Here is a 22,691-nt window from a genome sequence, read left to right as displayed (position 1 = left end):
GCAGCGAATAGCACTTTGGTCTGCCCTGTGCGATGGTTCCCGCCAAGAATGACAACGGCGCCTTGCGGCGCCGTTGTGCCAGGCAGGAAGCCGTGCTAGAGCAGCAGACGGCGGATATCCGTCAGCACCTGACCCAGAAAGGCGGTGAAGCGCGCGGCATCGGCGCCGTTGACCGCCCGGTGATCATAGGATAGGCACAGTGGCATCATCAGCCGCGGCTGGAAATCCTGACCATCCCACACCGGTTTCATCTGCGCCTTGGAGATACCGAGGATAGCCACCTCCGGGGCGTTGACGATAGGCGTGAAGGCGGTGCCACCGATGGAGCCCAGACTGGAGATGGTAAAGCAACCACCGGTCATCTCCTCACGCTTGAGCTTCTTGGACTGGGCCTTCTTGGCCAGTTCCACGGACTCCTTGGCAAGCTCGATCAGCGACTTCCGATCGGCATCGCGAATCACCGGCACCATCAGGCCGTCAGGGGTGTCTACGGCGAGCCCGATGTGCACGTACTTCTTGTGCACGACCGTTTCACCGTCGCTCTTCAGGCTGACGTTGAACTGCGGGAACTTGCGCAGCGCAAAGGCGCAGGCCTTGATCAGGAAGGGCAGCGGCGTGAGCTTGGCGCCCTGTTCCTCGGCTTCGGCCTTCATCGACTTGCGGAAGGCCTCCAGTTCGGTGATATCCGCCTCATCGAACTGGGTGACGTGGGGCAGGTTGACCCAGCTGCGATGCAGGTTGGTGGCGCCCATCTTCATCAGGCGGCCCATGGGCTTCTCTTCCACCTCGCCGAACTGGCTGAAGTCCTGATCCGGAATCGGCGGGATGCCGCCCCCGACGGCAGCCGGCGGTGCCGCGGCGGCAGGCGTCTGGGCCTTGCCTTGCATCACCTGCTTGACGTAGGCGTGGACGTCCTCCTTGAGGACACGATCCTTCGGGCCGCTCGGCTTGACCAGTGCCAGGTCGACGCCCAGTTCGCGCGCCAGCATGCGCACCGCCGGGCCGGCGTGGACCAGCTTGCCTTCGCGCGGCTTGTGGGCGGCCATCTGGGCCTCGGGGCTCGGCGAACCGGCAGGTGTCTCCGATGCTTTCTCGGACTCCTTGGGCGCCGAGGGCTCTGCCTTCTTCTCGCTCGGCTTTTCACTGGCCTTCTTGGGGGCTGCCTTGGCTCCCGCCACCTCGATATAGCCGATAAGGTCGCCCTCGGAGACGGTATCGCCCTCCTTAACGGTCAGCTCGACCAGCTTGCCCTTGTAGGGGCTGGGCACATCCATGGAGGCCTTGTCAGACTCCAGGGTGATCAGTGGGTCCTCCTCGTCGACCTCATCACCGGCACTGACGGCGATCTCGATGATCGGCACGTCGGAGGAGCCGGAGAGGTCCGGGACGCGAACCTCCTTGCGCTCGGGCTCGCCACTACCGGCTGCTTGTTCCTCTGCCGGCGCCTCGTCCTGGGTATCACTGTCCTCCGGCGCCGACGAACTTTCGGCGGCGGGCTCGACCTCGTCGTCCCCCTCGCCGGACCCCACGTCCGCGACCTCCATGGTACCGATCACGTCGCCCTCGGAGACGGTGTCGCCCTCCTTCACGGTGAGCGAGACCAGCTTTCCAGCATGGGGGCTCGGCACATCCATGGAGGCCTTATCAGACTCCAGGGTGATCAGCGGGTCCTCGGCGGCCACTTCATCGCCCTCGGACACCGCCACCTCGATGATCTCCACCTCCTCGGCGCCGCCCAGGTCGGGGACCTTGATCTCCACGGTGCGCTTGCCACCACCACCGCCCCCACTCTTGGTGGCGGGCTTCTCAGCGGCGGGTTCGGAAGCCGATTCGGATTCCTTCTGTGCCTCGGGCGCCTCGCTCTTTTCCTCGGTGTCGTCGGCCTCATCCTCGCCGCCGCCCTCGGCCTCAATCTCGACGATGTCGTCGCCCTCGGAGACGGTGTCGCCCTCCTTGACCAGCACCTTCAGCACCTTGCCGCCCTTGGGCGCCGGCACGTCCATGGAGGCCTTGTCAGACTCCAGCGTGATCAGAGTGTCCTCGGGGGCGATGACATCGCCCTCGGCCACCGCGATGTCGATGATTTCCACATCGGTATCGCCACCGATGTCCGGAACTTTGATGATTTCGCTACTCAAGGTCGCGCTCCTTCAAACTCTTGACGGGGGCGGGCCTCGCGGGCCCGCCATGCCACCGGTTCACTCGGTCGGCGCCTCACACCTCAAGCGGGTTGGGCTTGGCCGGGTCGATGCCGTATTTCTTGAGCGCCTCGCCGACGACCTTACGATCCAGCTCGCCACGGTCGGCCAGCGCCTTGAGCGCGGCCACGGTCACGAAGCGGCGGTCGACCTCGAAGAAGGCGCGCAGCTTCTCGCGGGTATCGGAACGACCGAAGCCGTCGGTCCCCAATACATGGTAGTCGGTCGGCACCCAGGCACGGACCTGGTCGGCGAACAACTTCATGTAGTCGGTGGCAGCGATTGCCGGGCCCTTCTGGCCTTCCAGGCAGGCGGTTACGTGGGGCTTGCCCGGCTCGGCGTCGGGGTTGATGAAGGCCTGGCGATCGATCTCCAGGGCCTCACGGCGCAGTTCGTTGAAGCTGGTGACGCTCCAGATATCCGCGCCCACGCCCCACTCCTCGACGAGCATCTCGGCAGCGGCCTCGACCTCGCGCAGGATGGTGCCGGAGCCCAGCAACTGAACGCGGCCCTTGTCGCCCTGGGTCTCGCGTAGCCGATACATGCCCTTGATGATGTCGTCGGCAGGCACCTCGTCGAGGGCCGGGTGCTCGTAGTTCTCGTTCATCACCGTCAGGTAGTAGAAGCAGTTCTCCTTGTCGGTGAACATGCGCTTCAGGCCGTCCTGGACGATCACCGCCACCTCATGCCCATAGGTAGGATCGTAGCTGCGGCAGTTGGGGATGGTCGAGGCCAGGATATGCGAGTGACCATCCTGGTGCTGGAGACCTTCGCCATTGAGCGTGGTCCGCCCGGCGGTACCCCCGACCAGGAAACCTCGCGCCTGCATATCGCCGGCCGACCAGGCCAGATCGCCGATACGCTGGAAGCCGAACATCGAGTAATACACGTAGAACGGCAGCAGTGTGATGTTGTTGTTGGAGTAAGACGTCGCCGCGGCGATCCACGCCGACATCGCGCCGGCCTCGGTGATGCCTTCCTCGAGGATCTGGCCCTTCTGATCCTCGCGATAGAACATGATCTGGCCCTTGTCGACCGGCTCGTACTTCTGGCCTTCCGAGGTATAGATCCCCAGCTGTCGGAACATGCCCTCCATGCCGAAGGTACGTGCTTCATCGGGAATGATCGGCACCACCCGTGGACCGAGTTGCTTGTGCTTGACCAGGCCGTTCAACACGCGCACGAAGGCCATAGTGGTGGACACTTCACGCCCCTTCGAGCCGCCTGTCTGAGAGGCGAATATCTTGTCATCCAGGGATGGAATCTCCAGCGCTTCGAAGTCGCTCCGCCGACTCGGCACGTAGCCACCCAGTCGCTCGCGCTGGAGATGCATGTACTTGAGCTCCGGGGAATCGTCCTCGGGCTTGTAGTACGGCACTTCCTTGAGCTGCTCGTCATTCAATGGAATGCCGAAACGGTCACGGAACGTCTTGAGCGCCTCATACTCCATGGTCTTGACCTGGTGGGCCTCGTTGGCCGCCTCACCGTCGCCGCTACCCATGCCATAACCCTTGACGGTATGCGCCAGGATCACGGTGGGACGGCCATTGGCGTTCTGCGTCGCCTCATGGTAGGCCGCATACACCTTGAAGGGATCATGGCCGCCGCGGTTGAGCTTCCAGATATCCTCATCCGACAGGTCCTTGACCATCTCCTCGGTTTCGGGGTACTTGCCGAAGAAATGCTCCCGGGTATAGGCGCCGCCGTTGGCCTTGTAGTTCTGGTACTCGCCATCGACCGCCTCGTCCATGCGCTTCTGCAGGATGCCCTTCTTGTCCTTCTCGAAGAGCGGATCCCAGAGGCGGCCCCAAACGACCTTGAGCACGTTCCAGCCGGCACCCCGGAAGACCCCCTCGAGCTCGTCCATGATGCGGCCATTGCCGCGAACCGGGCCGTCCAAGCGCTGCAGGTTGCAGTTGATGACGAAGATCAGGTTGTCGAGCTTCTCGCGGCTGGCCAGGTGGATGGCGCCCAGCGATTCCGGCTCGTCGCATTCGCCATCGCCCATGAAGCACCAGATCTTGCGATCGTGCATGTCCTTGAGTTCACGGGCGTCCAGGTACTTCATGACGTGGGCCTGGTAAATAGCCTGAATCGGCCCGAGGCCCATAGATACCGTGGGGAACTGCCAGAAGTCCGGCATCAGCCAGGGGTGGGGATAGGATGACAGGCCATCGCCATCGACCTCCTGGCGGAACTTGTCCATCTGGTCTTCGGTGAGGCGACCCAGCAGGTAGGAACGAGCGTAAACGCCCGGCGCCACATGGCCCTGAATGTAGACCAGGTCGCCCTCGAAATCGCCGTTCGGGGCACGGAAGAAATGATTGAAGCCTACATCGTAGAGAGTCGCTGCAGACATGAAGCTGGCGATGTGACCACCCAGCCCCGGGTTCGCGCGATTGTTGCGAATCACCTGAGCGATCGCATTGTAACGGACCAGCGAACGAATCCGCCGCTCCATGAAGATATCCCCCGGCAGCGGCGCCTCACGGTGCACCGGAATGGAATTGCGGTGCGGGGTGGTCACCGAGAAGGGCACCTGCATGCCATCGCGACGCACGCGATCGACCAGTCGCGTCATCAGGTACCGGGCACGATCCTCGCCCTCGCGATCCAGGACCGACTCCAGGGAATCCAGCCATTCCGTGGTTTCGACCGGATCGAGATCTTCTCTTGTTTCCAGACTCATAGACGTCTCTCCGAATGACGGTGGGAACGACAGCCCCGCAGAGGGGCGAGTGGCGCTCATGTTCGTTCGTGAAGGCCGAATACATCAGCCCTGTCGTTGTTTTACGAAGGCGTATGTTATGCCGCTGCCGTTGGCGCGAAGATACCGTAAACGCCAACCCCTGCCAATTCGAGATAGAATGGAATTGTTTTCCACATAAAAGATATTGCACCGCAACACAGGGGATTACGTGCTCCTTCCGAGTCGAAACCAGCCTCTCTCAGGAAGTTGTAGTTAAACTACCGTATGAAGCAAGCGTGCCATTCCGAGTCGATCAATTACGCCTTTCTGGCATCCTCAGGAACGTATTCTTTCCATTTCCTGGCGAAAGTACGCCCAGTCGAAAGCGGGCCCCGGGTCGTTCTTGCGTAGCGGTGCCACCCGGGCGTGGCTGGTAATGCGTGTCTCGTCGAGGGCCGGATAGACCTCCAGCAACGCGTGGGTGATGGCCGCGAGCACCCGGTACTGTGCCCCTGCGTAGGGGCTGACCTCGTCGCCCTCCAGCTCGATGCCCAGGGCGAAATCGTTCAATGCTCGGCGCTCGCGCCCGCCGTCCTTCCAGCGCGAGCGGCCGGCATGCCAGGCCCGCGCCCCGAAGGGCACGAACTGCACACACTCGGCGTTGCGCCGGATCAGCAGGTGGGCCGAGACACGCAGGTCGGCGATGGAAGCGAAGAAGGGGTGTGCCTCGGGATCAAGCCGGTTGGTGAACAGCCGTTCGATATGCTCACCCCCGAAAGCCCCGGGCGGCAGGCTGATGGAGTGCAGCAGCAAAAGCGAGACCTCCCCGCTGGGGCGTTCGTCCTGGTTGGGCGAGGGAACCCGCCGGGCTCCACTCAGCCAGCCCTCGTTGATGCGCATGGTTTTTCCTGACGTCGATGCATGGGTTTCCCTATAATGACCTTCTCAAGCTCCTCAGCACAGAGATGGACCCGCCATGCATTACCAGAACGCCCTTGTCGAAGAGATCCGTGACAGTGCCGCCCGGCTGCTGGCCGAGGATGTCGGCCCCGGCGATATCACCGCCCAGCTGATTGCCGACAAGCAGATGGCCCGGGCCCGGGTAATCACTCGTGAGGCGGCGGTACTGTGCGGTGTGGCCTGGGTCGACGAACTCTTTCGACGCCTCGATGCTCGGGTCGCGCTGCACTGGCAGGCCGCCGATGGCGATCGCCTCGCGCCTGGCCAGGCTTTCCTCGAACTGGAAGGTCCCGCGCGCAGTCTGGTTACCGGGGAGCGGGCCGCGCTCAACCTGCTGCAGACCCTCTCCGCCACGGCGACCCGCACCCGCCACTATGTGGACCTGCTCGAGGGCACCGGGGTACGTATGCTGGACACTCGCAAGACACTGCCCGGGCTGAGGCTCGCCCAGAAGTACGCGGTGACCTGCGGAGGCGGCCACAATCACCGCATCGGCCTCTATGATGCTTTCCTGATCAAGGAGAATCATATTGCTGCCTGCGGCGGCATCGCGGCGGCAGTGCGCGAGGCGCGCAACATCGCCAGCGACCTGCCGGTGGAGGTGGAAGTGGAAACCTTCGAAGAGCTGGACCTGGCACTCGCCGCCGGGGCCGACGTGATCATGCTCGACAACTTCAGCCTCGACGACATGCGCGAGGCGGTACATCGTAGCGCCGGGCGTGCCACCCTGGAGGCCTCGGGCAACGTCGAGGAGAGCGCCCTGCTCGACATCGCCAAGACCGGCGTGGACTGCATCTCCAGCGGTGCCCTTACCAAGGATATCGAGGCCATCGACCTGTCGATGCGTATCATCGAGCAGGAAACCTGAACGGCACTCTCAGGTCTCGACAGCGACGAGCCGCTTCTCGAGCCGCTGGCGGTAGAGTCGCTCGCCACCGCGCTCGACCCAGTCGTCACCCAGCCGTTGCCAGCCGCGATGCACCAGGCCATCAACCAGCATGGCGCTGGCCTCGATAGTGGCACGGGTCACGCCTGCTTCCAGCAGCAAGCGTTCGGCATGCACCAGCAGGGTGGCGCCGATCCCGCGCCGGCCAAGCGATGGCCAGACATAGAGGGTTTCGATCCGCCCGCGGGGGATGTCCAGTTCCAGGAACCCCACACAGCGGCCTTCGCAGTCGGCAACGAGAGAGGTGTAGAGCGCCTGTCGTGCCGCCCAGGCACAGCCGTCCCGAGGCAGCACCATTGCCCAGGCCTGGCGCTCGGCCAGCGAATAGTGCCCTGCTGCGCCCTGCAGCACGGCATGATGGAAGACCTCGGCCTGGTCGGCACCATCACGGGGATGGGCCGTGCGATAGACGATTCGCGGACCTCGACGATGCCCGGGCGGCGGCTGTACGCTCGGCTCGGAACCTTGGTCGCTGTCGGCATGACGCATGCGAAACCTTCCTGAAATGATGACCGGCCCAGCAGACTACCCAAGCCACACCGTGGGGCCAAGCCCTGCGGCTGGACACTGTCAGGATATGCCATGAACGACCCGTCCGACGCCTTCCACCTGACGTCCATCGGCATGATCGAAAGCGACTTCCCGGACAAGTTCGGTATCCCGCGCCAACCGGGGCTGGCCACGGCGGCCAAGGCGTCCCTGGTGTTACTCCCACCCTACGATGACCCGCTCGCGGTGCGTGGCCTGGAGGCCTTTAGCCACCTCTGGCTGACCTTCGTCTTCCATCTCAGTCCCGGACAGAGCGGTCCGGCGGACTGGAACCCCCTGGTGCGCCCGCCTCGCCTCGGCGGCAACACCCGGGTAGGAGTCTTCGCCAGCCGCAGCACCCACCGCCCTAACCGCCTGGGACTCTCGCTGGTGGAACTGGTCGACATCGACACCTCCCGCGGCGTACGCCTGTGGCTCCGTGGCGCCGACCTGGCCGATGGCACCCCGGTCCTCGACATCAAACCCTACCTGCCCTGGGTAGAGTCCCGCCCCGATGCCCTCGCCGGCTTTGCTCCCGACTCACCGCCACAGCTGCAGGTCGTGCTCTCGCCCGAGGCCGAGGCCGTTCTTGCCCTGCGGCGCGACGGTGATTCTCTGCGCGAACTGATCCACCAGGTGCTGGCCCAGGACCCGCGCCCCGCCTACCGCAGGGGAGCAGAGGAGCGAATCTACGGCGTCAGGCTGCGCGACCTGGACGTGCGCTTTCAGGCCCTGCAGGAGCGAACCGGCCCCACGCTCCTCAGGGTGGTCGAGATCGTCCCGGCCCAGGGCCAGAGATGACGAAGGGCCCCGCGGGGCCCTTCTCGCATCGCGTCGACGGCGTCAGTCGAAGCTGATACCGATGCGCCGCCCAACTTCCTCGTAGGCCTCGATCACGCCGCCCAGCCCCTGGCGAAAGCGATCCTTGTCGAGTTTCTCGCGAGTCCTGGCGTCCCACAGGCGACAGCCGTCCGGGGAGAACTCGTCGCCCAGCACGATCTTGCCCTGGAACAAGCCGAACTCCAGCTTGTAGTCCACCAGCAGAAGGCCACCCTCGGCGAAGAGCTCCTTCAGCACCCCGTTGACCCGGAAGGTGAGCGCCTTCATCTCGGCCAGCTGTTCCGGGGTCGCCCAGCCGAAGGTCTCGGCCAGCGACTCGTTGATCATGGGGTCGTGCAAGGCATCGTTCTTGAGGAACAGTTCGAAGGTGGGCGGGTCAAGCGCCTGGCCCTCCTCCGCGCCGAGACGCTTTACCAGGCCACCGGCGGCGATGTTGCGTACCACACACTCCACCGGGATCATCTCGAGCTTCTTGACCAGGCTCTCGGTGTCGGAGAGACGTCGGTCGAAATGCGTGGGGATCCCCGCCGCCTGCAGCGTCTCCATGATGAAGGCATTGAAGCGGTTGTTGACCATCCCTTTGCGGGCCAGCGACTCCATGCGCTCGCCGTCGAAGGCGCTGGTGTCGTCGCGGAAGGTCAGGACCAGGCGATCGGGGTCATCGGTGGCATGGACCGACTTGGCCTTGCCGGCATAGAGTTCTTGGCGCTTTTCCATGGGGAGTCTCCAGAGGCGCGGATAAGAGTCAGGGTGGTCGGTCAGTCGAGGATCTGCCACGCCAGGCCAGCGTCCTGGGCGGCGACCCGAAGCCGAGATTCATCGCCGTCGAGCAACGGCACCAAGGCTTCCAGAGCCAGCTCGGGGCGGTTGTTGTGGTCAGAGAGGTGGGAGCAGACGATACGCTGCAAGCGATCGAGCCCCAGTCGTTGAAGCAACCAGGCCGCCTGACCGTTGGCCAGATGTCCCCAGTCGCCGCCGACCCGTCGCTTGAGGCTCGCGGGATATGGCCCCTCGGCGAGCATGCGCGGGTCGTGGTTGCACTCCAACACCAGTCCGTCACAGCCGGCGAAGGCCTCGACTACATGCGCGCTGGGGTGCCCCAGGTCGGTGAGCATCCCGAGACAACGTTCACCGGAGGCGATGCGAAACTGCACCGGCTCCCGAGCATCGTGGGGCACGGTGACGGGGTCGATGGTCAAACCCTTGACCGCGAAGCGGGCCTGAGGGGTGATCCAGTGGCGATGCGGCAGCTCGCCGAGCCGACCCGACAGCCAGGTGCCCGGTGTCAGATAGACCGGTACCCCATAACGCCGGGCCAAAGGGCCGATGCCCCGCACATGGTCGCCATGTTCATGGGTCACCAGCAGGGCATCGAGCTGCCGAGGATGCAGTCCCAGTCGAGCCAGGCGGCGCTCGGTCTCACGAAGGGTGAAACCACAGTCGACCAGCAGGTGCGTCTCGCCGTCGCTGACCAGGGTGGCATTGCCCTTGCTGCCGCTGCCCAGGGAGGCAAAGGAGAGGCGCCCTAGGGCGCCCCGCACCATGCCGCTCATCAGCGCAGCAGACCCGCCACCCGCTCGAGCAGCTCTCGCTGGTCCTCGGTGGAAAGCGCTTCCTCATCAACACTCTGCGCCTTGAGCACTGTCTCCTCAGGCCCACGGGCTTCCAGCATCAGACGGATCTGATGTGTCGACTCACCCAGATTCAGGGTCGCCAGCGAGCGAAGAAGGCCTCGCTGCCGCTCACTGCGAGTCAGGTAACGTACCAGGAAACTGTGCGACGTCGGATTACGCTCAAGCAACTCGCGACGGCCTTCGACCGCGAAATCAAGCTCCAACTGGTGGCTGAGCTCGGACCAGAGACGGTCCACCTCGAAGGGCAAGGTGACCTGCCACTCGTCGCCACGTCGCTCGAACCTTGCCCGGTCCTGGGTGTCAGCCCGCTGGGCGGCCAGCGAGGCGGCGCTTGACGACATGCTGCGTGCTTCGAAGTGGCGCTCCAACGCCGTCAAGCAGGCCGCCTGAGGGATCCCGCCCTGCTCACAGCGTATCTCGCTGTCGCCGCTACGCAGTGCCGGGCGGACGCTGAGCCTGGCCTGGTGGGTGTCCAGGATACCGCGGCGAGAGTCACTAGCGGTGATAGTCAGGTCGCGACTGCGAGCGAAACGCTCTAGTTCCGGCCAGACTGTTGCCGGTTCAGCACCCACCACCAGCCAGCTGTCATCGCCGATCTCGCGACGCTCGACATAGCCTCGCTCCATGATGCGCCCGGGCGATAGGGACTGGGGGAGCGGTGCCTCCACAACGCCCTGCTCGGCGGACCGTGTGCCGCTGACCTCGGGAACCGGCATGGCATCTCGGTAGCGTTCGACGTTGCGGGCGTCCGGCAGCACCAGGGGGGCATTCTTCCCGGCCTCGTCATAGTCGAGGTTGCGGTCATGATAGAAGCCATCACGGGCACAGCCTGCCGTGGCCAGGACGATGAACGCCACCAGCGGCATCCCTTTCAGCACATAATTCATGCATCCACCTTGCCTAGTGTTGTGCGGAGTGCGGTATAGGGCACCGCTCAGTCATCGATCAGACCCGCCAGCTGCAGGGCCTCGCTGACGGTGGAGTGATACTTCTCGGAGAGCCAGGTCAGCGGCAGCCGGATACCGGGCTCGATATGGCCCATGCGATACAACGCCCACTTGACCGGAATCGGGTTGGACTCGATCCCCAGATTGGTGTGCAGCGGCATCAGGCGAGTGTTGATCTGGTGGGCCTTGTCGGCATTCCTGGCCACGGCAGCGCTGCAGAGGTCGTGCATGGCCCGCGGCGCCACGTTGGCGGTCACCGAGATGTCGCCATGGCCACCCATCAGCATGAAGTCGCAGGCGGTAGCATCATCTCCGGAATAGAGCATGAAGCCACTACCTTCCAGGCGCGCGATCAGGTCCTCGGCACGCTCCAGGTTACCGGTAGCGTCCTTGAGCCCGATGATCTTGTCGACGTCGGCCAGGCGCAACACGGTCTCGTTGTAGATGTCAGAGCAGGTACGCCCCGGCACGTTGTAGAGGATCACCGGCAGGTCGCTGCTCTCGGCGATGGCCTTGAAGTGTCGGTAGAGCCCTTCCTGGGTGGGCTTGTTGTAATAGGGCGCCACGGTCAGGCAACAGTCCGCACCGACCTCGCTGGCATAACGGGCCAGCTCCACTGCCTCGGTCGTATTGTTGGAGCCGGTACCGGCGATGACCGGAATTCGCCCGTTTACCTCTTCCACGACGGTACGGATGACATCGAAATGCTCGGCGAACGACATGGTGGTCGGCTCACCGGTGGTGCCGGCCGCCACGATTGCATCGGTGCCGTTGTCGAGATGAAAGTGCACCAGGCGGCGCAGGGCCTCCCAGTCGATATCGCCGTTGACCTTCATCGGCGTCGCCAGCGCGACGATACTGCCAGTGATCATCCTCTCGATTCCTCTCGATTCGCCTGCATTCGCGGCCACTGGGGCCTCGGGCAACACCCCGGAAGCTGCCACCGGTATCAGGGAACAAATGGTACTCAGGCCTCGGGAGCCTGTACAGCCGCGACTTTACAGTTCGCCGCGAGTTGCGTGTAATCAGTGCTCATTCTCTCATCCACGACAGGAGCATGACCATGAGCGTCAGCCTCGGCGAGCCCGTTCCGGACTTCACCGCCACGGCCACCGGCGAAACCACCGTCACTCTCTCCGAGCTGAAGGGAAAGCAGGTGGTGGTCTACTTCTATCCCAAGGCCAGCACACCCGGATGCACCACCGAAGGCGGCGACTTCCGCGACCGCAAGGAGGCCTTCGATGCCACCAACACCGTGATCCTCGGCGTCTCCCGGGACGGTATCCGTGCCCAGGAGAACTTCACGGCCAAGCAGGGCTTCAACTTCCCGCTGATATCCGACAAGGACGAAACCCTCTGCCGGCTGTTCGACGTCATCAAGCTGAAGAAGCTCTATGGCAAGGAGCATCTGGGAATCGAGCGCAGCACCTTCCTGATCGATGCCGACGGCAAGCTTGCCCGGGAATGGCGCGGCGTCAAGGTCAAGGGCCATGCGCAGGAGGTGCTGGAAGCCGCCCAGACCCTGCACGCCGGCTGACCGTTTCCCCCTGTTGCTCCGCGTGGATGACCTTCCGCGCCGCGCTCACCGCTCGACGGAGGCCTCGGCCGCCTCCTGCAAGTGGCGCTGTTTGATGCCACGCGGCCAGGCATAGACCAGCGCCTTGAGCAGGGTCGCAAGGGGAATGGCGAAAAAGACCCCCCAGAAGCCCCAGATCCCGCCGAAGAAGAGGATCGCCAGGATGATCGACACCGGGTGGATATTCACCGCCTCGGAGAACAGGATCGGCGATAGGACGTTGCCATCCAGCGCCTGCAGCACGCCATAGGCGATCAGTACATAGACAAACTCGTCCGTCAGGCCGAAATGGAAGCCGGCCACTGCTGCCACGGGCAGGGTGGTCACCGCCGCCCCGATGTAGGGCACCAGCACCGACAGGCCCACCACCACCGCCAGCAGCGCCGTGTAGGGGAGCCCGAAGTAGGCGAAGGTGAAGAAGGCCACGGTTCCCACGATGATGATCTCGATGACCTTGCCGCGCACGTAGTTGGCGATCTGATCGTCCATCTCTTCCCATACACGGGTCATCAGCTCGCGCCGCTGGGGCAGCAGCGATGTGGTGAAGCCCACCAGGCGATCACGGTCCTTGAGCATGAAGAACACCAGGATTGGCACCAGAATCAAGTAGACGATCAACGTCAGGACGTTGCCCAACGAGGCCAGCGAAAGAGTCAGGGCGCGCTGGCCGAGCTGCGTCACTTCGCGGCCAGCCACGTCGATCCAGTTCTGCATCTGGTCGGGAGTGATCAGATTGGGGTATCGCTCCTGAAGGTCATCCAGCAACCGCTGGCCGCTGGCAAACATGCGTGGCGCTTCCTGAACCAGCCCTACCAACTGGTTCCAGATCAGCGGCATCAGAATGAAGGCCAGCGCCAACAGCACACCGATGAAGGCGAGAAACACCACAAACACCGTCAGCAGGCGCGGCATCCTGCGTCGCTCCAGCCAGCTCACCGGCCCCTGCAGCAGGAAGGCAAGTACCAGGGCAGTGAGAAAGGGCGCCAGCATGCGTCCAAACAGGATCACAGCGGCAAAACCGAGCACCAGCACCACCAGCAGGATCACCGCCTCCTCGTCAGAGAAATAGTGATCGATCCAGCTCTTGAAGACCGACCTCAGGGTCATGAAGCCGGCTCCCCGCCCTTGCGGATCCAGAAGTGATAGACATCACCACGCTCTTCCCTGGCCGGCATCTCGTGCACACTCTGGGCCACGAAGGTCTCGAAGTCGCCCCAGGAGCCCGCATCGGTGGCCATCACCTCCAGCAGTTGGCCGGACGCGAGGCGTGTCAGTGACTGCTTGGCCTTGAGCAACGGCAGTGGGCAGGGAAGACCGCGGGCATCAAGTAGATCATCGGGTTGCAGCGCCATGGTATCTCCCGGGAAAATGCATCAGGTCATGCCGCCCCGCGGGGCCGCACGCAAGTCCCTGCGATTTAAAGGCACTTTACAGGCCGAATCAATGTCGGAGCAGGAACCTGCCACCACTTTTGCCCCTTTGACGAGGACGGCCATGCTGCGTCGAACCGGATACTGCCTCACCATCTGCGCCCTTGGCCTGGCGCTTGCCCTGCCGGCCCAGGCCCAGGCCCCCGACCGCTATGAGGCACCCGGCTTGACCCGAAGCCCCGCGATCACGAGCGGAGGCGACTACGGGCTGCCCAGTCTGACCGGCAGTGACAGCCAGGCCATCAGCGGCGAGGAATACCGACTGGGCCGCGCCTGGCTGCGCCAGTTTCGCGCCCGTGCCCCACAATGGCAGGATGCCATCGCCCAGGATTACGTGGAGTCGCTGGTCGCCCGGCTGCTGCCTCATAGCGGCCTGGGCAATGCCCGCACCGCCGTTGTCCTAGTGGAAAGCCGCTTACTCAACGCCTTCGCCGTGCCTGGGGGCATAATCGGCGTCAATGCCGGACTGCTCGCTTTCGCCGAACGCGAGGCCGAGTTGGCCTCGGTGGTCGCCCACGAACTCGGCCACCTCGCCCAGCGCCACTATGCCCGCGGCCAGGCCCGCGCCGAGCAGACCCAGATCCCGGCCATGGCGGCCATGCTCGCCGGCATGCTGATTGCCGCCGGAGGCGGCGGCGACGCCGGTATCGCCGCCGCCATGGGCTCGCAGGCGGCGGTCATCCAGGACCAGTTGAGCTACTCCCGGCGCTTCGAGCAGGAGGCCGACCGCGTGGGCCTGCAGGCCATGGCTGATGCCGGCTATCAGCCCAGCGCCATGGTAACGATGTTCCGTGCCATGCAGCGCATGGTGAGCCTGCAGGGGGGCAATCCCCCGGAGTTCCTGCTCACCCACCCGGTGACCGAATCACGCATCAGCGATACACAGGCTCGCGCCGAGCAGATCACCGTCGCGGCCCCGCGCGAAGGGGACCTTCAATATCAGTTGGTGAGGGCCCGGGCACTGCTGACGATCCATGACCGCGATCCGCAGCAGGCCAGCACCCGCCTGACGCAGGACCAGGTGCCGGAAACGGCCCGACGCTACCTGGACGCGCTGATCAATGCCCGGGCCGGGCAAACCGACCGAGCGCTGAAGGAGCTCGATGCCCTGACCCGATCACAGCCCGATCTGGCGATGCTGCCGGCCTCGGCGGCCCAGGTCGCCTTCGAGGCCGATCGCATCGATGAGGCCATCAACCGCAGCCGTCGCCAGCTGCGGTTGATGCCGGATTACGCCCCGGCGAGCCGGCTACTGGGCGAAGCGCTGCTGCAGCGCGATCCAGACGAGGCCTATCGCGTGCTGCGCGACCTGGTCGATTCACGCCCCGAGGACCCGCAGGCGTTCACGCTGCTCGCCGAAGCCGCCGGCCGCAGTGGCCGTGAGGCCTGGGGCCACCTGGCCCGTGCCGAACAGCTACAGCTTACCGGTCACATCGACCGCGCCATCCGCCAACTCGAGGTAGCGAAGGACGTGGCCGTACGCGAGGGCGACACCACTGCCGCCAGCCACATCGAGCAGCGTCGTGAGGCCTTCATCGGCTATCGTGAGACGCTGGAGGAGTTTCAATAGGCGCTGTTATTTCTGGAAGTTGAGCATTCGATCGAGGGGCTTAAGGGCTGCCAGACGCAGCGCATCATCGACGAAGATCTCCCCGGAACCATCCCGCAGGGTGCCCGCCAGGTTGCCCAGTGCGTTCATCGCCATCCAGGGACAGTGGGCGCAGCTCTTGCAGGTCGCGCCGTTGCCGGCGGTGGGCGCCTCGAAGAGGGTCTTTTCGGGAACCGCCTGCTGCATCTTGAAGAAGATGCCGCGATCTGTGGCCACGATCAGCTTGTCATTCGGAAGCTCCTTGGCCGCCTTGATCAGTTGGGAGGTCGATCCCGCCACATCGGCCAGCTCGACCACCGAGGCCGGCGACTCGGGATGCACCAGCACTGCAGCCTCGGGATAGAGCCCCTTGAGATCCTCGATGCCCTTGGCCTTGAACTCCTCGTGGACGATACAGGCACCGTCCCACAGCAGCATGTCGGCGCCGGTCTGCTTCTGGATGTAACCACCCAGATGCTTGTCGGGCGCCCAGAGGATCTTCTCGCCGCGCGCCTGCAGGTGCTCAATCACGTCCACGGCAATGGATGAGGTCACCACCCAGTCGGCACGCGCCTTCACTGCTGCCGAGGTATTGGCATAGACCACCACGGTACGATCGGGATGGGCGTCGCAGAAGGCGCTGAACTCGTCGGCCGGGCAGCCCACGTCCAGCGAGCAGGTCGCCTCCAGGGTGGGCATCAGCACGCGCTTCTCCGGGGAGAGTATCTTGGCGGTCTCACCCATGAAGCGCACGCCAGCCACTACCAGGGTGTCGGCCTGGTGCCGGGCGCCGAAGCGGGCCATCTCCAGGGAGTCGGCCACGCAGCCGCCGGTCTCCTCGGCCAGTTGCTGGATGGCATCGTCGGTATAGTAATGCGCCACCAGCACGGCTTTGTTGGCTTTGAGCAGACCCTTGATCTCCTCGATGCGCGCCTCGTCCTCGGCTGGAATGCGGGTGGGGCAATAGGTGCGTGCCAGCTGCTCGCGCAGATCGGCACGGGAAGTCATGATTGTCATCGTGTCTACCACCGTGACAGGCAGGGGCTCCCCCTGCGTTGCAGCAGGTGTCGCCGCTCATGCACTCCGCATGGGACAACACGCCAGAGGGTCAGCCGTTGCGTCTCTCGCGATGACCAACCCACATGTCTATTCTAGACCAGAATGGTGAGGTATTGACCAGTCAGGACCAGAAAAGCGTCTCGATACTGATATGCGGGCGCCACCCATCAGGATCAAGGGCACTCGAAACGTGAGGCAATATCGGTCGATGTTGTGTTGGAGCTCCAACGTCAACCTGCTGTGACGTCGGAATCGTGCTGCCGATGCTTCACGGCATCATCAGCAGAAACCCGACATGCCCGCCAGGCAATCCGGCGAAGGCGAAACGGAGAATGGCCTGCTGAGCCAGAATATCAACGAGATCATCCACGACATACGTTCGTGATATCGCGGCTGGCGAGGTCCTGTCAGGGCGCACCAGCCGAATTCTACAATGATAACCCTGGCTTGGATGCTACCAAGCCGATCATCTTAGATCTTCGATTACGTCATCGTATCGGTCATTTCGTTGTCTTCTTAATATCGCTCTTGATATTTCCGTATTTAGCTTCAGCCTTGCCGCCCTGCTTTTCGGCTTTACCCTTGTACTCCATGGCCTTGTTGCCAGTCACCTTGCCGACAACCTCCTTGACCTTGCCCTTCGCCTCCATGGCATGACCTTTTACGCGAGTCTTGTTCATAAACCAATCCTCAGATGACGACTTAATTTTTGGCCCGCCTCTTGTCATGAACTCATGATGAGGCAGAGTGTAGATACCAAGATAGCTGAAGCATGAGGTCTTGTCTGTGCGTTGCCCATCTGATGCGAAGCCATTGCCAAGGAAATCTAAACAGAAACCCACCGATCAGCGCGTCGACACTGTTGAAATCAGCATGACAATTTCCGCAGGTAACGTCTAATATGGCAGCAGCATCGGCCTAATGTACGGTGACACACGAAACCTTCGTATTTGACATGTCAAGATGCAGTATCTTTAGACCCGTTCGCGTACGGCAGCGCACTGGACCTCGAACGGCACCCCATCGCAGCCAGGAGTGTAGCCCATGGACCTAATTCGCATCATCGTCGCGATCCTCTTGCCACCACTCGGCGTCTTCCTGCAAGAAGGCATCGGCAAGCATTTCTGGATCAATATTCTGCTCACCCTGCTCGGTTATATTCCCGGCATCATTCACGCCGTATGGATTATCGCCAGGCGATGAAAACGGAGATGCCGCCAGTTGACAAGTCGCAGCGCCAGTCCGACGATGCGCGCAAGCGTGTGCACCGAATCGCTAGGCTGATGGACAGTTCGGTCCGGCTGCCCGGCGGTTTCCGCATCGGGGTCGACGGGCTCATGGGGCTGGTACCGGGTGTCGGTGATCTCGCGGCGGCCGGGGTGTCGTTCTATATCGTGGTGCAGGCGGCGCATGCCGGTGTGCCCGCCAGGGGGCTCGCACGCATGGTGCTGAACATCATGCTGGATGCCGTGGTCGGCGCGATTCCGGTGCTCGGGGACCTGTTCGATTTCGCGTTCAAGGCCAATCTGCGCAATACCAAGCTGATGGATGCGTATCTGGATCGAAACGCTCGACGCTGACTCTATCACCGTCTTCCTGACTATAGACGGTAAATCCTGCGATCTCGTGGAGACTCCAGCTCAAAATGAATCTCTGCACGCCCCTGCTCGACATTAATGTCAGATTCTTTTCGTTCGACGCAAATCTCAGCTCCTAGATTCTTCGTTTCCTGAGCGAGCATCCCTTGGGCTAGGCCGATGCTAAACGCACCAACGGCGATGAAAATTGCTGCTCTTTTCATGCCATTCTCCTTTTTATTCATTTATTTTATCTTTCTACATCCAGACAATAAAACGCCTGCATACTTTCCGAAATCAAGGCGCGCTGGCAAATTATTTACTCATGAAATTACCTGAAAATTGTTGCCATGCATCTCTATGAGGAGGACGACGCAGTCACTACGTCGCGCGGTGCAACATTCTTGTTCAGACAGATCCCTTGCCACTCATCATAAGTCGAGCATATGAGGTAAGTAAGGAGCTTTCTGTGCGCCAGCACACATAGTTTATGTGTTTCTTTAAATACACAGCTAAAAGCCGTTTATAATTCAACGTTCTACAGCGCAAGCTTCAGTTTCAATAGTTTTCATAACGAAACATATCAGATTCATGCCTTTTAAAGCTTAAGGTTGTCGGGTTGCTGACGACCAATTTTCATACTCTTTTATAACCAGATGCGCTACCATTATAACCATACTCGGATATCAAACTTGGAGCCTGACATGTCCACAACCGCTAACGAATCCAATGCTGATCTTACCCAGCATTAGTGGACACCGATCTAAGCGATCATTCGGCCTCAAAGGTCTATGGGCTGACCCTCCCGATTGCACTGTGCCGGCGTTACCGGTTGTAGTCCAACTCGATGTACTCGAACACCTGTCGCCGCATGGCGTCCCACATCTCGAATCGCTCGCCATGGATGGCCTCGACCTTGAGGCTTTGTGTAGGGACGAGGAGCTGCAGACCATCAACGCGGAAATGCAGACCAAGCTCGACGATTTCGCGCTTGCCCAGAGCGATATGAACAACCTGCTCAACAGCATCGAGATCGCCATTCTATTTCTCGACCTGAATCTCCGTCGCCACACCGACCGGGCATCAAAGATCATCAGTATCCGGAACTCAACGACGATGCTCTTAATACCTTGAGTACCCTGACATTTTCTGAGAAAGAAATACCCGCTACCGACGGCCGCTGGTTCACGGTATGGACCATGCCCTGCCGCCGACTCGACAATGTGATCGATGGTGTAGGGATAACCCTTCTCGACATCACGGCAACCAAGGAGTTTGACCAGTCATTGCGCAAGGATCTGCCATCCTGACACTGAGGGAGAGAAGAACAGCGAAATGACCATGAGTGTGGGATGCAGGTGAAAAAATGCGACTCAATGTGTGCCAGCGCACAGATAGGACACCATCAATGACATATCCTCATGGCAGGTGAGGCAAGGGAAAAGAGGGAATAGGGGAACAGCCAATACAGGGAGTTTCACCATGCGTCGCACGGATTGCGACGTCATCATCTCACGAGCCATTTCGTATCATCCTGAAGCAGGGTGATGCATCGCAGAGGTAAGTTTTCATGAACAACATCGTCTATATTGTCGGCGCCGTCGTTATCGTGCTAGTGGTTCTTTCCGTCCTCGGCCTTCGCTAAGAAAAGCGAGGTATGAGTCGATTGGCAAGACGCGGGAGAGGCCCTGAGGCTGCAGGCCGAAGATGCTCCTCGCTCACTGAAGACGCTTCCCACGACCATCACCGAAGGGCGAAATAATCGCCTGTAGACCGGGCATGATCGACCAATCTCAGGTGGATGCTATACATACAAAGCGCCCTTGCTTCCAGGAAGCAAGGGCGCTTTGTTGATAACTGGTGGGTCGTGTAGGATTCGAACCTACGACCAATTGGTTAAAAGCCAACTGCTCTACCAACTGAGCTAACGACCCTTCCGAACGGGGGCAGATATTACTGATCTGTCCCCGTCATGGCAAGCGCTTTTTGCCTTTGGTCGCAGAGCCGGCCTAGGGTCAACGCTCGCGCTGGCTCTTGGGCTTGCGCATGGCCTGTACCGGCCGGCGCTTGTGCTTGTCGCGGCTCCAGCGATTCTTCTCGTCCGGGGTCAGCTCAGGCACCTTGCGCGCCTCCAGCCCGGCCGTCGCCGCCAGATCATCGATCTCATCCTGGGAGAGTTCCACCCACTCGCCGGCCTTGGTCCGCTTGTCGAGGAAGATGTTGCCGTAGCGCACCCGCTTGAGGCGGCTGACGGTAAGCCCCTGGGACTCCCACAGCCGGCGCACTTCGCGGTTGCGGCCCTCCATGATCACCACGTGAAACCAGGTGTTGATCCCTTCGCCGCCGAACTCCTGGACGTCGGTGAAGCGCGCCGGGCCATCATCGAGCATCACGCCTTCGACCATGGCCACTATCTGCTCTTTCTTCACCTCGCCCATCACACGAACGGCATATTCGCGCTCCACCTCGGTGGAAGGGTGCATCAGCTTGTTGGCCAACTCCCCATCGGTGGTGAACAGCAGCAGGCCGCTGGTGTTGATGTCGAGACGGCCGATGGCGATCCAGCGCTCGCCCTTGAGGCGCGGCAGTCGATCGAAGACGGTGCGTCGCCCTTCCGGGTCCTTGCGGGTGCACAACTCGCCCTCGGGCTTGTTGTACATGATCACCCGGCGCGGCACCTCCTCGGCACCACGCAGGGTCACCGGGCGATCATCGAAGGCTACCCGGTCGCGCATCTCGATGCGGTCGCCCAGGGTCGCCACCTTGCCGTTGACCTTGACCCGGCCGTCGGCGATGGCCGTTTCCATCTCGCGACGCGAGCCCAGCCCGGCACGCGCCAGGACCTTCTGCAGTTTCTCGGTGGTAGTGCTCATCAATCGTCATTCTCACTGGATGTGGATTCCGTCCCCGGGGCAGCGTCATCGGCGACGCGGCCCCGGGCACGTTCGGTCAGGCGAGCCTCCAGATCGGAGAAGCTCAGCCCTGTCCGCTCGGACGCCGTCCCGGCGTGCTCATCGTCGGCCCTCCCGGCCGTCGTGTCGGTAGCCCGCGGGGCCACCTCGTCGCCCGCCTCGGGCGACATCTCATCTTGCGTATCGCTCGCCTCGGGCGAGTCCTCTACCTTCTCGTCCGCCTGGGCCAGCAAATCGCTCTGGGGAGGTGGCGCCTGCTCCTCCTCCAGGACCGGCTCCTCGAAGTGCTTTAGCTCGTGCATCGGCGGCAGCTCGTCGAGGGTCTTGAGGCCGAAATCATCGAGGAAGCTTCGCGTGGTGGCGAAGACCGCCGGACGCCCCGGCACGTCGCGGTGGCCCACCACGCGGATCCAGCCACGATCGAGCAGGGTGCGCATGATCGAGCCGCTGACCGTGACACCCCGTACCTCCTCGATGTCGCCCCGGGTCACCGGTTGGCGATAGGCGATCAACGCCACAGTCTCCAGCAGCGCCCGGGAGTAGCGCTGGGGCCGCTCATCCCACAATCGCGACACCCAGGGCGAGAGGCGCGGCCGAATCCGCAGCTGGTAGCCCGAGGCAGTCTCGATCAGCTCCATGGCCCCACGCTGGTGCCGGAGGCCCAGGCGCTCCAGGGCCTCACGCAGGTCGCGTCGTGCCGGGCGTTCGTGGTCATCGAAAAGCCCCTCCAGACGGTCCAGTCCCAGCGGCTCTCCGGCCGCCAGAAGCGCTGCCTCGAGGATATCGTCCAGGGCATCGGGATATTCCATGGCGGTCATACCGGCTCGCTTCCCTCCGGGTCATCCAGGGGGCGGTCATCGAAGGCGCTCTCGCCGCCCTCCATCTCGAGGAACGCTTCCTCGGGCCCCTCGTCCCGGCCGGTCCTGGCCCGCACATGGATGGGCGAGAGCGGGGCATTCTGCACGATCTCGATCATCGCTTCCTTGGCAAGCTCGAGGATCGCCATGAAAGTGACAATCACCCCGGCCCGCCCTTCCTCGAGGCTGAACAAAGCCTCGAAGGCGGTGTAGTGCTCGGCGTCCAGGCGCTCCATGATCGCCAGCATGCGCTCCCGGGTCGAGAGCCCTTCACGGCTGATCTGGTGCGTCCGGTTGAGCTCGGCGCGCCGCAGAATGCCGGCCAGAGCTCCGAGCAGCTCGTCGAGCCCCACCTCGGGGTGGATCACTCGTGCCTCCAGGGCCGGGAGCGCCGCCCGAGCCGGGAACCAGTCACGCCCCAACCGCGGCAGCTCGGCCAGCGACTCGGCGGCATTCTTGAGTCGCTCGTACTCCTGCAGCCGGCGGATCAGTTCGGCCCGCGGGTCCTCTTCCTCGTCGTCGCCTCCCTCCTTGGGCGGGCGCGGCAACAGGGTACGCGACTTGATCTCGGCCAGCATGGCCGCCATCAACAGGTACTCCCCGGCCAGTTCGATCTCCATGGCCTTCATCAGCTCAACGTACTCGATGTACTGGCGGGTGATGGCGGCCACGTCGATGGCCAGGATATCCAGGTTCTGGCGGCGAATCAGGTAGAGCAGCAGGTCCAGCGGCCCCTCGAAGGCTTCGAGGAACACGCGCAGCGCCTCCGGCGGGATATAGAGATCCTCCGGCAGCTGGGTGATCGGCTCGTCGAACAGTCTTCCGAGCACCTCGGCGTGGCCGGCTGCGGCCTCGGTCTGCTGGGGGCTGGCGGTATCGGGGGTGGCGCTCACGCGGCGTGCCTCTTCGGGGACGCAGGATCAACGGGGCAGTCTAGCAAGAGCGCAGCG

The 22,691-nt window shown here is 62.7% G+C and carries 24 protein-coding genes, 1 tRNA gene and 1 pseudogene; 8 read left to right on the top strand and 18 right to left on the bottom strand.

The annotated features are described in order from the left end of the window. Nucleotides 1-95: 95 nt before the first annotated feature. The 3 genes from aceF to ampD form a co-directional block, all read right to left on the bottom strand. Nucleotides 96-2,138, bottom strand: a complete 2,043-nt coding sequence (aceF, locus tag BMY30_RS07375) for a pyruvate dehydrogenase complex dihydrolipoyllysine-residue acetyltransferase (RefSeq protein WP_089712118.1) — start codon at nucleotides 2,136-2,138, stop codon at nucleotides 96-98. Nucleotides 2,139-2,214: 76 nt separating this feature from the next. Continuing rightward, nucleotides 2,215-4,887 carry a pyruvate dehydrogenase (acetyl-transferring), homodimeric type gene (aceE, locus tag BMY30_RS07370; protein ID WP_089712116.1) on the bottom strand — a complete coding sequence of 891 codons (2,673 nt, stop codon included), beginning with the start codon at nucleotides 4,885-4,887 and terminating at the stop codon, nucleotides 2,215-2,217. A 336-nt stretch (nucleotides 4,888-5,223) separates the two neighbouring features. Next, on the bottom strand, nucleotides 5,224-5,787 hold the full coding sequence (ampD, locus tag BMY30_RS07365) for a 1,6-anhydro-N-acetylmuramyl-L-alanine amidase AmpD (protein WP_089712114.1): 564 nt from the start codon (nucleotides 5,785-5,787) through the stop codon (nucleotides 5,224-5,226). A 76-nt stretch (nucleotides 5,788-5,863) separates the two neighbouring features. Between ampD and nadC the strand changes: the two genes are divergently transcribed. Continuing rightward, entirely contained in the window at nucleotides 5,864-6,715 is an 852-nt protein-coding gene (gene nadC / locus BMY30_RS07360; protein ID WP_089712111.1) for a carboxylating nicotinate-nucleotide diphosphorylase, read from the top strand. Nucleotides 6,716-6,724: 9 nt separating this feature from the next. Here nadC and BMY30_RS07355 read toward each other — a convergent pair whose 3' ends face one another. Beyond that, nucleotides 6,725-7,282, bottom strand: coding sequence for a GNAT family N-acetyltransferase (locus BMY30_RS07355; protein WP_089712109.1), 558 nt, complete (start codon nucleotides 7,280-7,282; stop codon nucleotides 6,725-6,727). A gap of 93 nt (nucleotides 7,283-7,375) precedes the next feature. Here BMY30_RS07355 and tsaA point away from each other — a divergent pair, with 93 nt between their 5' ends. Then, nucleotides 7,376-8,122, top strand: coding sequence for a tRNA (N6-threonylcarbamoyladenosine(37)-N6)-methyltransferase TrmO (tsaA, locus tag BMY30_RS07350; protein WP_089712107.1), 747 nt, complete (start codon nucleotides 7,376-7,378; stop codon nucleotides 8,120-8,122). Nucleotides 8,123-8,164: 42 nt separating this feature from the next. Here the strand turns inward: tsaA and purC are convergent, their stop codons facing one another. From purC to dapA, 4 genes are read right to left on the bottom strand one after another with little or no spacing between them, the layout of a single operon-like run. Then, nucleotides 8,165-8,878, bottom strand: coding sequence for a phosphoribosylaminoimidazolesuccinocarboxamide synthase (gene purC / locus BMY30_RS07345; RefSeq protein ID WP_089712105.1), 714 nt, complete (start codon nucleotides 8,876-8,878; stop codon nucleotides 8,165-8,167). A gap of 41 nt (nucleotides 8,879-8,919) precedes the next feature. Next, nucleotides 8,920-9,714 carry an MBL fold metallo-hydrolase gene (locus BMY30_RS07340; RefSeq protein ID WP_244516148.1) on the bottom strand — a complete coding sequence of 265 codons (795 nt, stop codon included), beginning with the start codon at nucleotides 9,712-9,714 and terminating at the stop codon, nucleotides 8,920-8,922. Further along, a complete protein-coding gene (locus BMY30_RS07335) occupies nucleotides 9,714-10,682 on the bottom strand; it encodes a lipoprotein, NlpB (protein ID WP_244516147.1) in 969 nt (322 codons plus the stop codon). Before BMY30_RS07335 ends, BMY30_RS07340 begins: the two co-directional genes overlap by 1 nt. Before the next feature lie 47 nt (nucleotides 10,683-10,729). Next, the gene (gene dapA / locus BMY30_RS07330) at nucleotides 10,730-11,614 is read right to left on the bottom strand and encodes a 4-hydroxy-tetrahydrodipicolinate synthase (protein ID WP_089712103.1); all 885 of its coding nucleotides are present in this window, start codon (nucleotides 11,612-11,614) and stop codon (nucleotides 10,730-10,732) included. A gap of 191 nt (nucleotides 11,615-11,805) precedes the next feature. Here dapA and BMY30_RS07325 point away from each other — a divergent pair, with 191 nt between their 5' ends. After that, on the top strand, nucleotides 11,806-12,279 hold the full coding sequence (locus tag BMY30_RS07325) for a peroxiredoxin (protein WP_089712102.1): 474 nt from the start codon (nucleotides 11,806-11,808) through the stop codon (nucleotides 12,277-12,279). A 45-nt stretch (nucleotides 12,280-12,324) separates the two neighbouring features. On the opposite strand, the gene BMY30_RS07320 is transcribed toward BMY30_RS07325, so the two are convergent. Both BMY30_RS07320 and BMY30_RS07315 read right to left on the bottom strand, forming a co-directional pair. Then, a complete protein-coding gene (locus BMY30_RS07320; protein WP_089712099.1) occupies nucleotides 12,325-13,425 on the bottom strand; it encodes an AI-2E family transporter in 1,101 nt (366 codons plus the stop codon). After that, nucleotides 13,422-13,670 carry a sulfurtransferase TusA family protein gene (locus BMY30_RS07315; protein WP_089712097.1) on the bottom strand — a complete coding sequence of 83 codons (249 nt, stop codon included), beginning with the start codon at nucleotides 13,668-13,670 and terminating at the stop codon, nucleotides 13,422-13,424. Before BMY30_RS07315 ends, BMY30_RS07320 begins: the two co-directional genes overlap by 4 nt. A gap of 142 nt (nucleotides 13,671-13,812) precedes the next feature. Here BMY30_RS07315 and BMY30_RS07310 point away from each other — a divergent pair, with 142 nt between their 5' ends. Further along, on the top strand, nucleotides 13,813-15,318 hold the full coding sequence (locus BMY30_RS07310) for a M48 family metalloprotease (RefSeq protein ID WP_244516146.1): 1,506 nt from the start codon (nucleotides 13,813-13,815) through the stop codon (nucleotides 15,316-15,318). Between the two features lie 6 nt (nucleotides 15,319-15,324). On the opposite strand, the gene nadA is transcribed toward BMY30_RS07310, so the two are convergent. Then, nucleotides 15,325-16,353 carry a quinolinate synthase NadA gene (nadA, locus tag BMY30_RS07305; protein WP_089712093.1) on the bottom strand — a complete coding sequence of 343 codons (1,029 nt, stop codon included), beginning with the start codon at nucleotides 16,351-16,353 and terminating at the stop codon, nucleotides 15,325-15,327. 542 nt (nucleotides 16,354-16,895) lie between these two features. Continuing rightward, entirely contained in the window at nucleotides 16,896-17,075 is a 180-nt protein-coding gene (locus BMY30_RS07300) for a CsbD family protein (RefSeq protein ID WP_089712091.1), read from the bottom strand. Between the two features lie 364 nt (nucleotides 17,076-17,439). Here BMY30_RS07300 and BMY30_RS07295 point away from each other — a divergent pair, with 364 nt between their 5' ends. Both BMY30_RS07295 and BMY30_RS07290 read left to right on the top strand, forming a co-directional pair. Then, entirely contained in the window at nucleotides 17,440-17,598 is a 159-nt protein-coding gene (locus BMY30_RS07295; RefSeq protein ID WP_089712089.1) for a YqaE/Pmp3 family membrane protein, read from the top strand. Continuing rightward, the gene (locus tag BMY30_RS07290) at nucleotides 17,595-17,975 is read left to right on the top strand and encodes a DUF4112 domain-containing protein (RefSeq protein WP_211607279.1); all 381 of its coding nucleotides are present in this window, start codon (nucleotides 17,595-17,597) and stop codon (nucleotides 17,973-17,975) included. The genes BMY30_RS07295 and BMY30_RS07290 overlap by 4 nt, the downstream gene beginning before the upstream one ends. A gap of 20 nt (nucleotides 17,976-17,995) precedes the next feature. Here BMY30_RS07290 and BMY30_RS07285 read toward each other — a convergent pair whose 3' ends face one another. After that, complete coding sequence (locus BMY30_RS07285) at nucleotides 17,996-18,217, bottom strand: hypothetical protein (RefSeq protein WP_139195490.1); 222 nt, start codon at nucleotides 18,215-18,217, stop codon at nucleotides 17,996-17,998. A 583-nt stretch (nucleotides 18,218-18,800) separates the two neighbouring features. After that, nucleotides 18,801-18,896, bottom strand: a pseudogene (locus BMY30_RS18125) (IS3 family transposase); the annotation flags it as partial. On the opposite strand from BMY30_RS18125, the gene BMY30_RS18120 reads away from it, so the two are divergent. Both BMY30_RS18120 and BMY30_RS18465 read left to right on the top strand, forming a co-directional pair. After that, complete coding sequence (locus tag BMY30_RS18120; protein WP_244516145.1) at nucleotides 18,873-19,106, top strand: hypothetical protein; 234 nt, start codon at nucleotides 18,873-18,875, stop codon at nucleotides 19,104-19,106. The pseudogene BMY30_RS18125 and the gene BMY30_RS18120 overlap by 24 nt on opposite strands. Beyond that, nucleotides 19,103-19,282, top strand: coding sequence for a PAS domain-containing protein (locus BMY30_RS18465; protein ID WP_211607277.1), 180 nt, complete (start codon nucleotides 19,103-19,105; stop codon nucleotides 19,280-19,282). The genes BMY30_RS18120 and BMY30_RS18465 overlap by 4 nt, the downstream gene beginning before the upstream one ends. A 548-nt stretch (nucleotides 19,283-19,830) precedes the next feature. Here BMY30_RS18465 and BMY30_RS07275 read toward each other — a convergent pair. The 4 genes from BMY30_RS07275 to BMY30_RS07260 all read right to left on the bottom strand — a co-directional run bounded on the left by BMY30_RS07275 (nucleotide 19,831) and on the right by BMY30_RS07260 (nucleotide 22,634). After that, nucleotides 19,831-19,906 (bottom strand) — tRNA-Lys (locus BMY30_RS07275). An 81-nt stretch (nucleotides 19,907-19,987) separates the two neighbouring features. Further along, on the bottom strand, nucleotides 19,988-20,845 hold the full coding sequence (rluB, locus tag BMY30_RS07270; RefSeq protein WP_089712086.1) for a 23S rRNA pseudouridine(2605) synthase RluB: 858 nt from the start codon (nucleotides 20,843-20,845) through the stop codon (nucleotides 19,988-19,990). Continuing rightward, entirely contained in the window at nucleotides 20,845-21,702 is an 858-nt protein-coding gene (scpB, locus tag BMY30_RS07265; RefSeq protein ID WP_089712084.1) for an SMC-Scp complex subunit ScpB, read from the bottom strand. The genes rluB and scpB overlap by 1 nt, the downstream gene beginning before the upstream one ends. Beyond that, entirely contained in the window at nucleotides 21,699-22,634 is a 936-nt protein-coding gene (locus tag BMY30_RS07260) for a segregation and condensation protein A (RefSeq protein ID WP_089712082.1), read from the bottom strand. The genes scpB and BMY30_RS07260 overlap by 4 nt, the downstream gene beginning before the upstream one ends. Between the last annotated feature and the right edge of the window lie 57 nt (nucleotides 22,635-22,691).

Source organism: Halomonas daqiaonensis (genome assembly GCF_900109725.1).
Taxonomy (GTDB): Bacteria; Pseudomonadota; Gammaproteobacteria; order Pseudomonadales; family Halomonadaceae; genus Halomonas; species Halomonas daqiaonensis.
This window is presented reverse-complemented; position numbering and strand designations above follow the sequence as displayed.

What these genes read in the sequence shown, in the direction of transcription:
- aceE (WP_089712116.1), bottom strand. Translation starts at nt 4,887, where the DNA reads ATGAGTCTGGAAACAAGAGAAGATCTCGATCCGGTCGAAACCACGGAA.
- ampD (WP_089712114.1), bottom strand. Translation starts at nt 5,787, where the DNA reads ATGCGCATCAACGAGGGCTGGCTGAGTGGAGCCCGGCGGGTTCCCTCG.
- nadC (WP_089712111.1), top strand. Translation starts at nt 5,864, where the DNA reads ATGCATTACCAGAACGCCCTTGTCGAAGAGATCCGTGACAGTGCCGCC.
- BMY30_RS07355 (WP_089712109.1), bottom strand. Translation starts at nt 7,282, where the DNA reads ATGCGTCATGCCGACAGCGACCAAGGTTCCGAGCCGAGCGTACAGCCG.
- tsaA (WP_089712107.1), top strand. Translation starts at nt 7,376, where the DNA reads ATGAACGACCCGTCCGACGCCTTCCACCTGACGTCCATCGGCATGATC.
- purC (WP_089712105.1), bottom strand. Translation starts at nt 8,878, where the DNA reads ATGGAAAAGCGCCAAGAACTCTATGCCGGCAAGGCCAAGTCGGTCCAT.
- BMY30_RS07340 (WP_244516148.1), bottom strand. Translation starts at nt 9,714, where the DNA reads ATGAGCGGCATGGTGCGGGGCGCCCTAGGGCGCCTCTCCTTTGCCTCC.
- BMY30_RS07335 (WP_244516147.1), bottom strand. Translation starts at nt 10,682, where the DNA reads ATGAATTATGTGCTGAAAGGGATGCCGCTGGTGGCGTTCATCGTCCTG.
- dapA (WP_089712103.1), bottom strand. Translation starts at nt 11,614, where the DNA reads ATGATCACTGGCAGTATCGTCGCGCTGGCGACGCCGATGAAGGTCAAC.
- BMY30_RS07325 (WP_089712102.1), top strand. Translation starts at nt 11,806, where the DNA reads ATGAGCGTCAGCCTCGGCGAGCCCGTTCCGGACTTCACCGCCACGGCC.
- BMY30_RS07320 (WP_089712099.1), bottom strand. Translation starts at nt 13,425, where the DNA reads ATGACCCTGAGGTCGGTCTTCAAGAGCTGGATCGATCACTATTTCTCT.
- BMY30_RS07315 (WP_089712097.1), bottom strand. Translation starts at nt 13,670, where the DNA reads ATGGCGCTGCAACCCGATGATCTACTTGATGCCCGCGGTCTTCCCTGC.
- BMY30_RS07310 (WP_244516146.1), top strand. Translation starts at nt 13,813, where the DNA reads ATGCTGCGTCGAACCGGATACTGCCTCACCATCTGCGCCCTTGGCCTG.
- nadA (WP_089712093.1), bottom strand. Translation starts at nt 16,353, where the DNA reads ATGACAATCATGACTTCCCGTGCCGATCTGCGCGAGCAGCTGGCACGC.
- BMY30_RS07300 (WP_089712091.1), bottom strand. Translation starts at nt 17,075, where the DNA reads ATGAACAAGACTCGCGTAAAAGGTCATGCCATGGAGGCGAAGGGCAAG.
- BMY30_RS07295 (WP_089712089.1), top strand. Translation starts at nt 17,440, where the DNA reads ATGGACCTAATTCGCATCATCGTCGCGATCCTCTTGCCACCACTCGGC.
- BMY30_RS07290 (WP_211607279.1), top strand. Translation starts at nt 17,595, where the DNA reads ATGAAAACGGAGATGCCGCCAGTTGACAAGTCGCAGCGCCAGTCCGAC.
- BMY30_RS07285 (WP_139195490.1), bottom strand. Translation starts at nt 18,217, where the DNA reads ATGAATAAAAAGGAGAATGGCATGAAAAGAGCAGCAATTTTCATCGCC.
- BMY30_RS18120 (WP_244516145.1), top strand. Translation starts at nt 18,873, where the DNA reads ATGGATGGCCTCGACCTTGAGGCTTTGTGTAGGGACGAGGAGCTGCAG.
- rluB (WP_089712086.1), bottom strand. Translation starts at nt 20,845, where the DNA reads ATGAGCACTACCACCGAGAAACTGCAGAAGGTCCTGGCGCGTGCCGGG.
- scpB (WP_089712084.1), bottom strand. Translation starts at nt 21,702, where the DNA reads ATGACCGCCATGGAATATCCCGATGCCCTGGACGATATCCTCGAGGCA.